Here is a 14,292-nt window from a genome sequence, read left to right on the forward strand (position 1 = left end):
CCCATGAAACTCTGCTCTTTTATGAAGGATGGCCGTTCGAGTTACGGTCTGGTGAACGAGAACGGCATTGTCGATCTCGGAACACGGTTTCCCGAACCGACGCTGCGTGATTTCCTCGCTGCGGGCGGCTATGGGCGCGCAGCCGATTTCGGGGCGGAATCCGCGGATTACCCCCTTGATGCCGTGGATCTCCTGCCGGTCATTCCCAATCCGGACAAGATCATCTGCGTCGGCCTGAATTACCACGATCACATTCAGGAAACCGGCCGTGAGGAGACGGTCAATCCGGTGCTTTTTGCCCGCTATGCGGGAAGCCAGATCGGCCATGGGGCAGCACTTGTAAAACCGCTGGAATCCGAAAAGTTCGACTACGAAGGCGAACTGGCTGTGATCATCGGCAAGGAAGGCCGGCGGATCTCCGAGGCGGACGCGCTGGATTTCGTGGCCGGTTACGCCTGCTACAACGATGGTTCGATCCGCGACTGGCAGAAGCATACGCACCAGTTCATGCCTGGAAAGACATTTGCCGGCACCGGGGCGTTCGGGCCATGGATGGTAACGGCGGACGAGATTCCCGATCCGACGGCATTGCATCTGCAGACGCGCCTCAATGGCGAAGTCGTCCAGGATACCGATGTGTCGCTGCTGATCGCGTCGATCCCGCGGCTGATTGCCTATTGTTCGACGATCCTGCCCCTGCTGCCGGGAGACGTCATCGTGTCCGGCACGCCAGGCGGCGTGGGGGCCCGGCGCAATCCCCCCTTGTGGATGCGGGACGGCGACATCTGCGAAGTCGAGATTTCCAGCATCGGAACACTGTCCAATCCCGTCCGGGCGGAGAGCTGACCGTCTTTCTATCGGGACGCCAGGCAGTACAGTGCGAAAATGTCCGAACACCGGCCAGCAGTGAGTGCCAGAACCGAGTCCGTGCGTGCCCTTACGCGCGGGCTCGCGGTTCTGCACTATGTGAGCGCGATGGGAGAAACCCGCCCGTCCGAGATCGCCAGGGCTCTCGATATCCCCCGGCCGACTGTCTACCGTTTGCTGGAAACTCTGGAAGAGGCCGGTTACGTGGCCTTTTCAGCCAGTGCGCGGCTGGTTCGCGTGACACCGCTGGCCGCATCGCTCGGGGATGGTGCCGGCACCACATCCGCCTTGTGCCAGACGGCCGGTCCGATCCTGGCCGAATATTCCGCACGGGTTGTCTGGCCCATGGACCTGACCGTTTATCACAATGCGGCGATGGTCATTCAGGAAACGACACACGGCCGTTCCCCCTTGTCGATCGATCGCGCCATGACAGGCTCGCGCCTTCCGCTCCTTCGTACATCGTCGGGGCGGGCCTATCTGGCCTTTTGCCCCGATGCCGAAAGGGATCTGATCGTCGAGCACTTGCGAAGGCTCGGCGATCCCGCGGACCAGCCATTTCTCGAACCTGAGTTTCTGGAGCGCATGTTGGCAACGACGCGGGAGCGCGGAATTGCCGTGCGCGATGGCGGGGAATTCCGATTGCAGACGGCATCGCTTGCCGTGCCGATTTTCCGGCAATCCGATGTGATCGGGTGCCTCTCGATCATATGGATACGATCGGCGATCGCGTCTTGCGAGGCCTTGGAGAAATATGGCGATGCATTGATCGAAATTTCGAAGAAAATTGAATCAAAGTTGTCGTGATCGATACATGGCTGGCTGCTGTGCAAAATACCCACCGGATACGAGCCCGGTTCGCGAGAGGCCCCGAATCATCTCGCAAGGCCGCAGAAACGCCAGCGTTCTCAAGATGGGCCGGGATGTCGGGAAAGAGCCAGGTGGCGGACAGGGTGGGATTCGAACCCACGGTGAGCGTGAACCCACGGCGGTTTTCAAGACCGCTGCCTTAAACCACTCGGCCACCTGTCCGCTATCCTTCCGCGCATAGCCCAATGCGGCGCTGGCGCAAGGGGGTCTGGTTCGGTGAATGGCATTGCCCGTGCGCCGGACTGTCCACGGCGGCGATGCCCCGGCGGTTTGCAAGTCCCGCTGTTTGTGCGAAATTCGCCCGCGATGATTTCCCTCTCGAAATTCAGCACTCTGCGCATTGTCGCCCTGGCCACCTGTCTTGCCCTTCTGCCTTTGCCCTCGATGCGGGCGGATGCGCAGCAGGAAAGTTTTTCGGCCTATCTGCAGCTCGTGGCCGCTCATGCGCGGCGTGATGGCGTGAGCGAGGCGGCGATTACGGGCACGCTGGCAGGGCTGACGCCGAACCAGCGGGTGATTGATCTCGACAACTCCCAGCCCGGCAGCAGGGGCGGTCCGCCGCCGATGGCGCCTTATATCGCCCGGCATGTCGGCAGTTCGATCGTGAGCCGGGGGCGTGCGCGCTACGTCTCGATGGCTGCCATGCTGCCGCGAATCGAGCAGCGCTACGGCGTGCCCGCGCCGATTCTGTTCGCAATCTGGGGGCACGAGACCAATTTCGGCAGCTATACCGGCGACTTCGATCTTGCCCGTTCGCTGGCGACGCTGGCCTGGGAAGGGCGCAGGCGTGACTTGTTCGAAGGCGAGCTGATCGCCCTGATGAAGATGATCGATCGCGGCGTGCCGCGCAGCACGCTCAAGGGCAGCTGGGCCGGAGCCTTCGGCTATCCGCAATTCCTGCCCAGCGTCTATCTGCGCCTCGCCGTCGATGGGGACGGCGATGGCCGGACCGACATTTTCGACCCGGCCGATGCGATTGCCTCGATCGCCAATTACTTTCGCGATGCGGGATGGCGGCCCGGCCAGCCCTGGGGCGTGAGGGCCGCCGTGCCTTCGGGCTTCAATGTCGATGCCTATCCCACCAAGCTGACCGCGCCGAGCTGCGAAAAAGTTCACGCGCGTCATTCGCAGTGGAAGACCGTGTCCGAATGGCGCGCACTGGGCGTCTCACCACTCGCGCCGATTGGCAACGATGTGCTCGTCTCGCTGTTCCAGCCCGACGGGCCGGGGACGCCCGCCTATCTGTTAACCGGGAATTATCGGGTTATCCTTCAGTACAATTGCTCGAATTACTACGCCATGTCCGTGGGATTGCTTGCCGATGAGATTGCCCGTTAACCGCGTTCTGCCGCTTGCGGCCCTGATGCTGCTCGGCGCGGGCGCTGCCGGCGCCAAGGACCACAAGGATGCGCCTCCCCCACCCGTGACAGGCCCTGCCGCCGATTATCCAGTGGTGATCGGCCAGCCCTTCACGATCGACCAGACGGTCTGGACGCCGACCGACCAGCTCAATTATGACGCGGTAGGCTACGCGTCGGTGGGCGATGCCAGTCTCGTCGGCGTAACCGGCGCACACAAGACGCTGCCCCTGCCGTGCTATGTCGAGGTGACTTCGCTTGCGAGCGGGAAGACCATTCTCGTGCGCCTCGAACGGCGCGGGCCGATGGTCAACGATCTCCTGATCGAACTGTCGCCGATGGCGGCGCAGCAGCTGGGTATCGTGCCGGGCAGCCATGCGCAGGTCCGGGTGCGGCGCGTCAATCCGCCCGAGCAGGAACGCGCCATGCTGCGCACCGGCCAGAGGGCACCCGAGCGGATGGAAACGCCCGAAGGACTGCTCAAGGTCCTGCGGCGCAAACTGGCCGATCAGGCGCCCTTGCTGCCGCCCCCTTCGACGCCTCCCACCATGCCGACAGCGATGCCAACGGGAACGTCGTCACCGGCGACGGCGAAACCGGCCGCCAAGCCGGCTCCGGTCAAGCCTGACCCGCAGAAAGCCGCGTCCGACAAACCTGCCGCGTCCGTAAAGACGCCGCCTGCGCCTTCTCCGAAAAGGCCTGTGCCTTCGCCGAAACCGGAAGCCCCGAAAGCGGAGCCGGCCCCGGTCGCCAAGCCGCCCAAGGGGGCCTTCATGGTTCAGGCGGGCGCGTTCTCGGTCGAAGCCAATGCCCGCAAGGTGGCGAAACAGCTGGGTGGCAGTGTCACGCACAACGGCAAATACTGGATCGTGCGCACGGGGCCTTTCGCAAACCGTGCACAAGCCGCACCGGCGCTGGAGAAGGTCCGCCACGCTGGCTATAAGGACGCCCGAATCCAGTCTGCGGATTAACCGGATGACCGGCTCCGCGCGCTTATGGCGCCCCGCGCGGGCGTGCGGGAGAAGTCGGGTCTTGAAGTCTATCGTACCATTCGGGCTGGCGGTCGCCATGACCGCAGGCGCCGCCCAGGCTGCCGTTCCCACGCCGCCTGCGGAACTGGCGCCGATTCCGGTCAGCCTGCTGGTCGATCTCGGGTCCGGCCAGGTGCTGGAACAGCGCCATCCCGATACACCGTTCCTGCCTGCCTCGGTCACTAAAGTGATGACGGCCTTTGTCGCGTTCGAAGAGATCGACGCGGGGCGCCTGCCGCTCGACCGGGTCTTCGCCGAACGGCCCGAGACCGAAAAGGAATGGTTCGCCAAGGGCACCAACATGTACCTGACGGTCAAGGACCGACCCACGACCCGCGATCTGCTTCATGGTATCATGACGCAGTCGGCCAATGATGCCTGCGTCGTGCTTGCGGAGGGCTATGCGGGCAGCGTCAAGGCGTGGACCGACAAGATGAACGATGCCGCCCGGCGGCTCGGGATGACGCGCAGCCATTACAACACCCCGAACGGGTGGATGGACGAGGGTCATACTTATGTCACCGCCAGCGACATGGTGAAGCTCGCCGATGCCATGATCATGCGCCACCCCGATCTTTACCGCGAGTTTTCCGGGCACAAGCGCTGGTTCTGGCATGGGCAGGCAGGCGATGTCGCGATGCGCAGCCATGACCCGACGGTAGGCGTGGTGCCCGGCGCGGACGGGATCAAGACCGGCTATACCCGCGAGGCCGGCTACAACTTCGTCGGCACGGCCGAGCGCGAGGGGCGCAGGCTGGTCATGGTTCTGGCCGGATCGCCGACGACGCCGGTGCGCGATGCCGCTGCCCGCGCCTTGCTGGAATGGGGCTTCTCCGCGTGGACGCCGCGCCACTTGTTCGACAAGGGACAGCCCGTTGCCAATGCCCGGGTGCAGGACGGCGCAGACCTGAATGTGCCGCTGGTTGCCAACCGCGAAGTCCACGCCACGCTTCCCAAAGGCAGCAAGGCCAAGATCACACTGTCGGTTCACTATAAGGGGCCGCTGGTGGCGCCGGTCCGCAAGGGCGATGAGGTCGGGGAACTGGAAATCCAGGTGCAAGGCCTGACGCCGGGCCGGGTGCCACTCTACGCCGGGCGCGATATCGGCAAGGCGGGGCCGCTGGACAGGCTGCGCAACGGGCTTATCAACCTGTTTTCATGACCACGGGACGATTCATCGCGTTGGAAGGCGGGGAAGGGGCGGGCAAGTCGACGCAGGCCCGGCTCCTCGCGGATGCCTTGCGCGCCCTCGGGGTCGAGGTGGTCGTCACGCGCGAGCCGGGCGGCACGCCGGGCGCCGAAGCGATCCGCAAGCTGCTGCTCGAAGGGGCGCCGGGGGACGACGGGCCGGGCTGGAATCCGCGCGCCGAAGCCTTGCTGTTCGCGGCGGCGCGTTCCGATCATGTCGAGCAGTTGATCCGCCCGGCCCTGGCGCGCGGGGCGTGGGTGGTCTGTGACCGCTTCCTCGATTCGAGCCGGGCCTATCAGGGCGGCGGCGGCGGGCTGTCGGACGCGGATATCCTGACCCTGCACGCCATCGGCAGCATGGGCTTCCTGCCCGATCTGACGCTCCTGATCGAAGTCGCGCCCGAAGCGGCGGCCGCCCGGCTTGCCCTTCGCGATGCCGGCGGCACTGACCGCATCGGCGGACGGGACACGGCTTATCATGCCCGCGTAGCCCATGCTTTCGCCGCCTTTGCCGAGAACGAGCCCGGCCGCTTTGCCCGCGTTGACGGCAATGGCACGCCCGATGAAACCCACGCCCGCATTCTGGCCGCGGCGGCTCCGCTGCTGCCCACGCCATGAGCCGGACAAAGCCTTTCATCGGACAGGAACTCGCCTGGCAGGAGTGGCTTTCGGCGATCGGCTCCGAGCGTATGCATCACGCCTGGCTGCTTTCGGGCGCCAAGGGGCTCGGCAAGCGGGCTTTTGCCCGTGCGGCAGCGGCCGAACTGGTCAAGGAGCCGGGCGGTAAATTGCCCGACGCCGCTTCGCACCCGGACATTCATATCCTGGAGCATCTGCCCTCTAACGAGGATGAGGCCAAGAAGAAGGCGGAGGGCAAGCCTTATCAGACCAAGCGCAACATCACGATCGACCAGATCCGCCAGATGCAGCACCGGCTGACCACGCGTCCGACCCTGGGCAGCCGCCGCGCGATCATCATCGATCCGGCGGACGATCTGGAAAAGAACGCGGTCAACGCCCTGCTCAAGAGCCTCGAAGAACCGCCCGCGGGAACCTATTTCCTGCTCATCAGCCACCAGCCCGGGCGTCTGCTGCCAACCGTGCGTTCGCGCTGCCGGGTCCTGCGCTTCGCCGCGCTGGGGCCGGACGAGCTTGATGCCGTCATCCGCCGGGACGTGCCGGAAGCGGATTCCGAGGCGCGGGCGGCGGCCATTGCCGCATCGCGCGGATCGCCGGGTGTGGCGCTCAATTTCGTGGAGCACGATCTGGGCGCCATTCACCGCCTGATGATGCAGATCTTGCGTGAGGGCGACTCAGACTTTCATCTGCGCGGCGCACTGGCCGATGAAATGGGTGCGCGCCCCCCGCGTGACCGGCAGCTTGCCGCTCTGGAACTCGCCCGCAGCGTGCTTGTGGCCGAATTGCCCGATGCGCCGCGCGCGCGGCAGATGAAGATTATCGAGGCGCACGGCACTTTGACCACGCTCAGTTCGCAGGCGCCCATCTACAATTTCGATGCCGGGCTCCTCATAATGGAAATTGGCGGGTTGCTGGCCTCGGCGGCGATGCCTAGAGAGGCCGCTCGCTAGACACACCTGAAGAGAAAGTGCGACCGCCGATGGGCGAGCCTTATTACATCACGACCGCGATCAGCTATCCCAATGGCAAGCCGCATATCGGCCATGCCTATGAAGCGATCGCCGCAGACGTCATTGCCCGCCACCGCAAGGCCGAAGGGTTCGACGTGCGGTTCCAGACCGGCACGGACGAGCACGGCCTCAAGATGGCGCAGAAGGCGCGCGACCTGGGCATGACGCCGATGGAACTGGCGACGGAGATGTCCGGGTATTTCCAGAGCATGTGCGATGCCTTGAATGTCGGATACGATGTATTCATTCGCACCACCGAGCCGCGCCACCACGCCTCCACGCAAGAACTGTGGCGGCGCATGGAAGCCAATGGCGATCTGTACCTGGACCGCTACGAGGGCTGGTACTCTGTTCGCGACGAGGCGTACTACGACGAGAGCGAACTGGTCGCAGGCGAGGGGGGCGAGAAGCTTTCCCCGCAGGGCACGCCGGTCGAGTGGACTGTCGAGGAATCGTGGTTCTTCCGCCTGTCGAAGTATCAGGACCGGCTGCTGGAACTGTACGCTTCGAGCGAATTCATCCGCCCGGAAACCCGCCGCAACGAGATTACGCGCTTCGTGGAAGGGGGCCTTCGCGACCTTTCCGTCTCGCGCACCAGTTTTGACTGGGGCATCAAGGTGCCGGGCAGCGACAACCATGTGATGTACGTGTGGGTCGATGCCCTCACCAACTACATCACCGGCCTCGGTTTCCCCGATGAAGGCGGGGATTTCGCCAAGTACTGGCCGGCGAGCCTCCACCTGATCGGCAAGGACATCGTTCGCTTTCATACGGTGTACTGGCCCGCGTTCCTGATGAGCGCCGGTGTCGAACTGCCCAAGCAGGTGTTCGGCCATGGCTTCCTGCTCAATCGCGGGCAGAAAGAATCGAAGTCGCTCGGCAATGTCACCGATCCGATCGCGCTTTCCGAACTCTATGGCGTTGATATCCTGCGCTATTTCTTCCTGCGCGAAGTGGCTTTCGGGCAGGATGGCTCGTGGTCGCACGAAGCGATCGTCACGCGCTGCAATGCGGAGCTGGCCAACAGCTTTGGCAATCTGGCCCAGCGCACGCTGTCGATGATCTTCAAGAACATGGGCGGCGTGCTCAAGCCTGGTCTTCCTGCCGCCGAAGCCGATATCGCGCTCTCGGACGCCGTCGCGCTGGGCATCGCCGGCCTGCGCCGCGCTTTCATGGATCTCGATTTCTCGAACGGTCTGGAAAGCTGGATGCGCGCGGTCTTCGCCTGCAACCAGTATGTCGACGAACAGGCGCCCTGGACGCTGCGCAAGACCGATCCGGAACGCATGGAAGCCGTGCTGATGACGCTGCTGCGCTGCGTGCGCAGTCTGGCGCTGGCCGTGCGTCCGGTCGTGCCGACCGCGATCGACAAGCTGCTCGACCAGATGGGCGTGGCGGCTGATGCGCGCGATTATGCCGCGCTGGCCGATGCCGATTGGCTGGAAACGCTGGCGGCGAGCGGCTTCACGCTGTCTCAGCCCATGGGTGTGTTCCCGCGCCTCGAACTGCCGGCGGACGAGCCTGCCTGATGCTGATCGATTCGCACTGCCATCTCGAATACGAAGGTCTGGTCGAAGATCAGCAGGGCGTGCTGGCCCGTGCGCGCGCGGCCGGTATCGGCGGTTTCCTCAACATCTCCACCCGCCAGCGCGAGTGGGACAAAGTGGTGGGCACCGCCGCGCGCGAAGCCGATGTCTGGGCCTCGGTCGGCATCCATCCGCACGAGGCGGACCAACATGCCGATCTGGGCGAGGGGGCTCTGCTCGAAGCGGCCGCGCATCCCAAAGTGATCGGCATTGGCGAGACCGGGCTCGATTACTTCTATGACAAGTCCGACCGCGCGGTGCAGCAGGCGCTGTTCCGCACGCATATCGGGGTGTCGCGCGAAACCGGTCTGCCGCTCATCATCCATACCCGCGATGCCGAGGAAGACACCGCGCGCATCCTGACCGAGGAAATGGAGAAGGGGGCTTTTCCCGCCCTCATCCATTGCTTCACGGCCAGCGCCGGGTTCGGCCGCAAGATGCTCGATCTGGGGCTGACGATTTCGATTTCGGGGATCGTGACGTTCAAGAACGCGCAGGACCTGCAGGCCGTGGCGGCCGAGCTGCCGGAAGACAGGTTACTTGTTGAAACCGACTCGCCATTTCTGGCGCCGGTGCCGCATCGCGGACGCAAGTGTGAACCGGCCTATACGGCCGATACCGCGCGCTTCGTGGCAGGCCTTCGCGGCGTGACGCCCGAACATCTGGCCGAGGCGACCACGCGCAATTTCTTCGCGCTGTTCCGGAAAGCCGCCGCGTGAAAGTGACGATCCTTGGCAGCGGCACGTCCACCGGCGTTCCGCGCGTGGGCGGCGAACATGGGGCCGACTGGGGTCAGTGCGATCCGCTGGAGCCGAAGAACCGCCGCACGCGCGTTTCGATCCTGCTCGAAAGCGATGCCGGCAGCCGCATCCTTGTCGACACGCCGACCGACTTGCGCGCGCAGTTGCTTGCCAACGACATTCACCGGCTCGATGCGGTGTTCTGGACGCACGATCACGCCGATCACTGCCATGGCATCGATGACCTGCGGCCGCTGCGCTATGGCCGTGGCGGGCCGATCCCCGGCTTTGCCGCCTCCGAAACGGTGCGGCGCCTGCGCCAGCGCTTCGGCTATGTGTTCGCCGGGCAGGAAGGCTATCCGACGATCGCGACGATCGACAATCTCGATACCTTGCGGCTCTGCGAGGGCTTTCGGGTCGATCACGTGCAGATGCCGCACGGGCCGGCGCAATCGACCGGATACCGGTTTGAATGTGACGGAAAATCGGTCAGTTACGCGACGGACTTCAGCGAGATTACCCGCGGCATGGTCGATACCTATTACGGGTCGGACTTGCTCGTCGTCGATTGCCTGCGCCGCGAACCGCATCCCACGCACGCGCATCTGGGCATGGCGCTGGAACTCGCGGAAGCCACGCGCGTTAAGACTGTCGTGCTGACACATCTCGACAAGAGCATGGATTACGCGGCCGTGACCAGCGAAGTGCCGGATCACGTCAAAGTGGCGTTCGACGGCATGGTGATCGAAGCATGATGGCGATCCGGGCATGAGCACCACGGGTATGATCGTCTCGATCATTTCTGTGATCGCATGTCTGATCCTGGTCACACGCGGCGCGCCGTTCCGCAATCTCGGCACGAGCAAGACGATCCAGTACGCCGCGATCTGGGGCGCCATCATCATCGGGCTCGTTCTGCTTATTCAGGTCACGGGTTTCCGCATCGAACAGTGAGAGGGCGCGCCGACGCCTCTCAAATCGGACCACTTCTGATTTAACATAATATATATTATCAATCTGGGTGGTGGATTTCGGAGAGCGGACTGTCATTGCATCCGCTCCCGCTCTGCGACAAATTCAAGAAGCGCAGCAACATGCTCGTCGCCATGCGGCCCCTTCAAAAGACGACTAAGAGAGCGAAACGCCTCTTTAGCCTCCCAGCGAGTCTGGATGGTAAAACGCTCAATGCCCATCTTGGCCAGCTTCGCGTCGTACTTAACCCGCCGATCTGTCGCCTCTGCGGCAGCCTGCTCATCAGGCGTGCGCTTTCTGATTTCCGCTTCCGAATCGGCCAGAGACTGACCCGAGCAGTCCGGCGTTTCGTCTTTCATGTCAATCATCAGAGACCCCCCCTGCACGTACTGAGTACCGTTCAGTCATAATCGACACAAGGCCAAATCCGCAGCAATCCTACAAAAACAGGAAACAGCCCAACATCACGCCCACAAACAAGCCCACGGTAACAAGAACAAATACGCTGGTAGAATTCCGCGGCACCGGCAGGACCCTAAAAACGGGACCTTCACATTCATCAAGCGATTTGAGACGTTTCTCACGCCTAAATGCCCTAACATCCGCCATAACGACCCCACTACGAATCTCATGCCTCAAATAGCTGATAAGATACGCTGCGGAGAACAGCGTCAATTGTCGTTCGAACAAGCCAAGGGAATACTTCTGCGCTTATACCATCCCGGGCAAAATGCAGCATAGAGCCAAGCAGGATTTGACCAACGCCAACGCCAATTGAAACTATCCCTCATGGTTAATGCAATGACATTCTAACATTAACAAATCGCACCTTGACTGACATTTTTGACACAAATTCGCATGGTTATAGACCCTGCTCATCAGAAGGCGCCGAAAGCGATGGCAGCAACAACGTTTGCGCCTGCTCCTCGCTGCGCTGCGGGGCAGGCGCAAAACCTTGTGCGCTCGAACGGTCAACCTGCAAAACCATGAGGATTTCAGTCCGGGATTTCTCTGTACGTTTCGAGGGAAACAAACCGAGGAAGCCCGATTTTGCCGACGTGTCACGCTCATCGGTAAGACCGCCGAGCACCACGACTTCGCCAGGAGCAACGGAAACGCGGTTCGTGGCCGACCGCTTGATGAGCGTAGGCGAGCCCGAAACGCCCGTATCGGTGCGCACGAACGAAGAAATCTCCTGATCGACGGCGAGGTCTACAACATCGTGATAAGCCGTCGGCGTAACCTTCAAAATCACTCCACTGTCACGGTACACGACGGACTGGACGGGCGTGCCAGACTGGCCCTCGTAGGAAATGGAGCCCAACACAGGCACCTGAGAGCCTGACGTCAGCACAGCTGGCGTTCCAGATCGCGCCAGCACAGAAGGTGCCGTCACCACCCGAAACCGGTTGTCCGATGACAGCACGCCCAGTGCAGCTTGCACGTTTCCGGTCGTGAGCTTCAAAAAATTGTCCATGGGCGACGCCGATCCGCCCACCGCCACACCGAAACGACCGCCAAGCAAACTGGCGGCCAGAGACAACGCAGATTGGTTTAAGGAACCCGTCTGAACCTCGTAGACGGTTGCCTTGATCGACAGGCCGACCTCGGCAACGTCGATAGCAGTGAGCACGGCCCGAGCGTTCTCGACATCCTGAACCGGGCCGATAAACGCCAACAAATCACGAGATTGCGCCTGATCGGTTTGAAACCCCAGACGAGGTTCATCAGCTGGATTCGACCCAAAGCGCAATTTCGGCAGGAGCGAGCCGAGGACATTCGCCAAGTACGCCGGGGAGCGGAAACGCGGCCAATAGGCCGCGGCAGTCTCCTCTACGCCAGCTCTTGGGTCAGCGCTCCGAGGAGACTGCTCAGCATAAACCGATGGATTGACAGGCGCCGCCAACGCCATCGGCGCCGAACCCTCGACGGAAGGCAAAAAACCAGCACCCGAAGAACCGCCAACAAGGCGCACCTGATCAACACCGGCGACGCGATCGACCTGCAAACCGAACGCCTTGAGATACGCCATCACCGCAGCACGTGCCTTAGGCAACGGAACATCCAACCGCACCGACACAGGCCGCCGATCCGCGCCAACCTCAGGCGCAACAACATACGGAGTTTTGAGGATGTCGCGAAACATGATCGTGACAACCTCCCCAAGCGGCACAGCATCCAGTTGCAAGAACACGCCCGATGGCGCGAGCGTAGGAGCGGCAGAAAACGGCTCAAAAGGCTTGGCGGTGGCTACGCCACCAAAAAGGGCTGCCAGAGGAAGAAGAAAGAGCGACTTACGCTTAAGGACACCACGATGTGAGCCAGGCGCAAGCCGCGGACACATTTTGCTGTGATTTATGAAAACGCCGGCGGCGATCGAGGCCGCCGCCTGGCGCGAGAAATGTGCACATCGCATCACATTCATGACACCGCCTTTCCGAAGCGCTTTTGCACGGCCTGCCGGGAAACACCCATTGCGCGCGCAATATCCCCGAACGTGTATTCACGATCCAAAGCGCCGTCTGCCGCAGCCTGAGTAGCAACAGCCAACGGCTCACGCAGCCGATCGAGCTCAACAAGCGCCTCAAGATCACCGTCCGCAGAACGACGAGCAAGCGCCGTAAACATGCGCCTGACCATCGCAGCGACCTCAGAAGACTCACGCATCTTAGCCATGAGAACCCCCTTAAACAGCGACAACCCAAGGTTGACGCCAAAACAAAAGCCCAAGCCCGCAACGATTAGAGGCCTGACCACGACCCTGCCCCCTTCCCCGACACCTGTCCGAGACCTCCCATAGAGACGACGCGTTGACCATCGATCGAGCAGACATAAGGCCGCCCGTTCACCATCGAACAGTTTGACAAGTCCTCGTAGCGAACAGCGCCTTTTTGATCGGACAACACCACGACTTGCACGCCGGGAACCCGCATCATCCCAGCGATACGCCACGCCGACGAAAAGGGCTCAGGCGATGGCATCGAGGAAGAACCGGCCACAGCCTGCCGAGGTGACGGAGAGGCAGAAACCTCAGATGCGACCGCTTGAGGCTGTACATCGTCGCCAAGGGAACCGCCCGAAAACATCGACCAGAGGAACCACACAGCAGCAAGCATCGAGGCGACGGCGCCCGCGATTGTAACGACAACCTTAGGTTGACGCAGAACGTTGGCCCGCTTGTCGGTCGATGTCTCCGAGCCACCCGGCCCCTTGTACGACTTATAGAGCGGGAAAATCGCCTTGTCGTACCGGCCCTGACCGTTAACGACCGCCTCGCCTTTCCGCTGCGTCGAGCCCTCCCAGACCGACCACGCATAGGACCGATTGAGACCGAGCGTGGACAGCTTCTTGAACTTGTAAGTCCGTTCGATCAGCGCGCGATAATGCCGGTGCAGATCCATCACCCCTTGCGTCGCCAAGACCACGTCAGTGCTCTGCCCGTTCGCATCGACATAGTGGCGATGGAACCGCAGAAACTTGCCAATGTCGCGAGGGAACTGACCGGAAATAGGCCAGTGAATGCCCACCTCGTCGAAAATAACCAGATCGCCGCCCTGAACCTTCGCTGACATATCCTTGCGGTCCACATCCGGCCAAAAGCCCGGCTCGATGGCGTCAACACCGTCGAACCTTTCTAGCGCACCGAACTTACCGGCCCGATCCGGGTGTTTAGCCTCAAGGTAATCAAGGATCAGGTCTGAGTTCAGACCATCAATATTCGAAAAAACGCGCCGACCATCGGCCAGCGCGGGAAGAAGAACGTCATGCACGAGAGCATAGGTTTTGCCAGAGCCCGGAGGGCCGGTGTACGCGGTAATGGCCATCAGCGCCCCCTCCGCGATGTCGCGCGGCCTTCACTCTCATACAAATCGATCACGAGCGAAACGACTTGGCGCAGGAACGACACGGAATCGTCAGACAGCTGCGATCCATTGCACATGAACCAAGGTGCGGCGACCACATCATCCCCGATCAGAGCAAGAACCTCGGCCTCTATGACTGCGTTGCGAAGCGCGCTCACAGCACACTAA

The 14,292-nt window shown here is 62.3% G+C and carries 15 protein-coding genes and 1 tRNA gene; 11 read left to right on the top strand and 5 right to left on the bottom strand.

Annotated features, from left to right (window positions below; all coding sequences use genetic code 11):
* The first annotated feature begins 3 nt into the window (after positions 1 to 3).
* Both NN5_RS16790 and NN5_RS16795 read left to right on the top strand, forming a co-directional pair.
* Positions 4 to 846 carry a fumarylacetoacetate hydrolase family protein gene (locus NN5_RS16790; RefSeq protein WP_067735856.1) on the top strand — a complete coding sequence of 281 codons (843 nt, stop codon included), beginning with the start codon at positions 4 to 6 and terminating at the stop codon, positions 844 to 846.
* Between the two features lie 39 nt (positions 847 to 885).
* Positions 886 to 1,674 (top strand): DNA-binding transcriptional regulator, encoded by a 789-nt coding sequence (locus NN5_RS16795; RefSeq protein ID WP_067735859.1) that lies wholly within the window; start codon positions 886 to 888, stop codon positions 1,672 to 1,674.
* A 135-nt stretch (positions 1,675 to 1,809) separates the two neighbouring features.
* On the opposite strand, the gene NN5_RS16800 is transcribed toward NN5_RS16795, so the two are convergent.
* Positions 1,810 to 1,899, bottom strand: a tRNA-Ser gene (locus tag NN5_RS16800).
* A 144-nt stretch (positions 1,900 to 2,043) separates the two neighbouring features.
* On the opposite strand from NN5_RS16800, the gene NN5_RS16805 reads away from it, so the two are divergent.
* From NN5_RS16805 to NN5_RS16845, 9 genes are all read left to right on the top strand, one after another.
* Positions 2,044 to 3,075 (top strand): lytic murein transglycosylase, encoded by a 1,032-nt coding sequence (locus NN5_RS16805; protein ID WP_067735862.1) that lies wholly within the window; start codon positions 2,044 to 2,046, stop codon positions 3,073 to 3,075.
* The gene (locus NN5_RS16810; protein ID WP_067735865.1) at positions 3,059 to 4,066 is read left to right on the top strand and encodes an SPOR domain-containing protein; all 1,008 of its coding nucleotides are present in this window, start codon (positions 3,059 to 3,061) and stop codon (positions 4,064 to 4,066) included. The genes NN5_RS16805 and NN5_RS16810 overlap by 17 nt, the downstream gene beginning before the upstream one ends.
* Positions 4,067 to 4,163: 97 nt before the next feature.
* Positions 4,164 to 5,288 carry a D-alanyl-D-alanine carboxypeptidase family protein gene (locus NN5_RS16815; RefSeq protein ID WP_245656574.1) on the top strand — a complete coding sequence of 375 codons (1,125 nt, stop codon included), beginning with the start codon at positions 4,164 to 4,166 and terminating at the stop codon, positions 5,286 to 5,288.
* Positions 5,285 to 5,932, top strand: a complete 648-nt coding sequence (gene tmk / locus NN5_RS16820; RefSeq protein WP_067735872.1) for a dTMP kinase — start codon at positions 5,285 to 5,287, stop codon at positions 5,930 to 5,932. Before NN5_RS16815 ends, tmk begins: the two co-directional genes overlap by 4 nt.
* Entirely contained in the window at positions 5,929 to 6,903 is a 975-nt protein-coding gene (locus NN5_RS16825) for a DNA polymerase III delta subunit-related protein (RefSeq protein WP_067735875.1), read from the top strand. The genes tmk and NN5_RS16825 overlap by 4 nt, the downstream gene beginning before the upstream one ends.
* A 29-nt stretch (positions 6,904 to 6,932) precedes the next feature.
* Positions 6,933 to 8,492 (top strand): methionine--tRNA ligase, encoded by a 1,560-nt coding sequence (metG, locus tag NN5_RS16830; RefSeq protein ID WP_067735878.1) that lies wholly within the window; start codon positions 6,933 to 6,935, stop codon positions 8,490 to 8,492.
* A complete protein-coding gene (locus NN5_RS16835) occupies positions 8,492 to 9,268 on the top strand; it encodes a TatD family hydrolase (protein ID WP_067735881.1) in 777 nt (258 codons plus the stop codon). The genes metG and NN5_RS16835 overlap by 1 nt, the downstream gene beginning before the upstream one ends.
* Positions 9,265 to 10,044 (top strand): MBL fold metallo-hydrolase, encoded by a 780-nt coding sequence (locus NN5_RS16840; RefSeq protein WP_067735884.1) that lies wholly within the window; start codon positions 9,265 to 9,267, stop codon positions 10,042 to 10,044. Before NN5_RS16835 ends, NN5_RS16840 begins: the two co-directional genes overlap by 4 nt.
* A 13-nt stretch (positions 10,045 to 10,057) precedes the next feature.
* Positions 10,058 to 10,243 carry a hypothetical protein gene (locus NN5_RS16845; protein WP_067735887.1) on the top strand — a complete coding sequence of 62 codons (186 nt, stop codon included), beginning with the start codon at positions 10,058 to 10,060 and terminating at the stop codon, positions 10,241 to 10,243.
* 92 nt (positions 10,244 to 10,335) lie between these two features.
* On the opposite strand, the gene NN5_RS16850 is transcribed toward NN5_RS16845, so the two are convergent.
* The 4 genes from NN5_RS16850 to NN5_RS16865 form a co-directional block, all read right to left on the bottom strand.
* On the bottom strand, positions 10,336 to 10,629 hold the full coding sequence (locus tag NN5_RS16850; protein ID WP_067735891.1) for a hypothetical protein: 294 nt from the start codon (positions 10,627 to 10,629) through the stop codon (positions 10,336 to 10,338).
* A gap of 494 nt (positions 10,630 to 11,123) precedes the next feature.
* Positions 11,124 to 12,686 (bottom strand): type II secretion system protein GspD, encoded by a 1,563-nt coding sequence (locus tag NN5_RS16855; protein WP_067735894.1) that lies wholly within the window; start codon positions 12,684 to 12,686, stop codon positions 11,124 to 11,126.
* A complete protein-coding gene (locus NN5_RS16860) occupies positions 12,683 to 12,937 on the bottom strand; it encodes an AsnC family protein (RefSeq protein ID WP_157081186.1) in 255 nt (84 codons plus the stop codon). The genes NN5_RS16855 and NN5_RS16860 overlap by 4 nt, the downstream gene beginning before the upstream one ends.
* Positions 12,938 to 13,002: 65 nt before the next feature.
* Positions 13,003 to 14,085 carry a zonular occludens toxin domain-containing protein gene (locus NN5_RS16865; protein ID WP_067735901.1) on the bottom strand — a complete coding sequence of 361 codons (1,083 nt, stop codon included), beginning with the start codon at positions 14,083 to 14,085 and terminating at the stop codon, positions 13,003 to 13,005.
* Positions 14,086 to 14,292 lie beyond the last annotated feature (207 nt).

Origin of the sequence: Novosphingobium naphthalenivorans NBRC 102051 (genome assembly GCF_001590985.1) — a bacterium.
GTDB lineage: Bacteria > Pseudomonadota > Alphaproteobacteria > Sphingomonadales > Sphingomonadaceae > Novosphingobium > Novosphingobium naphthalenivorans.

Excerpts from the sequence above, each read along its gene's own strand:
- NN5_RS16790 (WP_067735856.1), top strand. The coding sequence starts at position 4 with ATGAAACTCTGCTCTTTTATGAAGGATGGCCGTTCGAGTTACGGTCTG.
- NN5_RS16795 (WP_067735859.1), top strand. The coding sequence starts at position 886 with ATGTCCGAACACCGGCCAGCAGTGAGTGCCAGAACCGAGTCCGTGCGT.
- NN5_RS16805 (WP_067735862.1), top strand. The coding sequence starts at position 2,044 with ATGATTTCCCTCTCGAAATTCAGCACTCTGCGCATTGTCGCCCTGGCC.
- NN5_RS16810 (WP_067735865.1), top strand. The coding sequence starts at position 3,059 with ATGAGATTGCCCGTTAACCGCGTTCTGCCGCTTGCGGCCCTGATGCTG.
- NN5_RS16815 (WP_245656574.1), top strand. The coding sequence starts at position 4,164 with ATGACCGCAGGCGCCGCCCAGGCTGCCGTTCCCACGCCGCCTGCGGAA.
- tmk (WP_067735872.1), top strand. The coding sequence starts at position 5,285 with ATGACCACGGGACGATTCATCGCGTTGGAAGGCGGGGAAGGGGCGGGC.
- NN5_RS16825 (WP_067735875.1), top strand. The coding sequence starts at position 5,929 with ATGAGCCGGACAAAGCCTTTCATCGGACAGGAACTCGCCTGGCAGGAG.
- metG (WP_067735878.1), top strand. The coding sequence starts at position 6,933 with ATGGGCGAGCCTTATTACATCACGACCGCGATCAGCTATCCCAATGGC.
- NN5_RS16835 (WP_067735881.1), top strand. The coding sequence starts at position 8,492 with ATGCTGATCGATTCGCACTGCCATCTCGAATACGAAGGTCTGGTCGAA.
- NN5_RS16845 (WP_067735887.1), top strand. The coding sequence starts at position 10,058 with ATGAGCACCACGGGTATGATCGTCTCGATCATTTCTGTGATCGCATGT.
- NN5_RS16850 (WP_067735891.1), bottom strand. The coding sequence starts at position 10,629 with ATGATTGACATGAAAGACGAAACGCCGGACTGCTCGGGTCAGTCTCTG.
- NN5_RS16855 (WP_067735894.1), bottom strand. The coding sequence starts at position 12,686 with ATGAATGTGATGCGATGTGCACATTTCTCGCGCCAGGCGGCGGCCTCG.
- NN5_RS16860 (WP_157081186.1), bottom strand. The coding sequence starts at position 12,937 with ATGGCTAAGATGCGTGAGTCTTCTGAGGTCGCTGCGATGGTCAGGCGC.
- NN5_RS16865 (WP_067735901.1), bottom strand. The coding sequence starts at position 14,085 with ATGGCCATTACCGCGTACACCGGCCCTCCGGGCTCTGGCAAAACCTAT.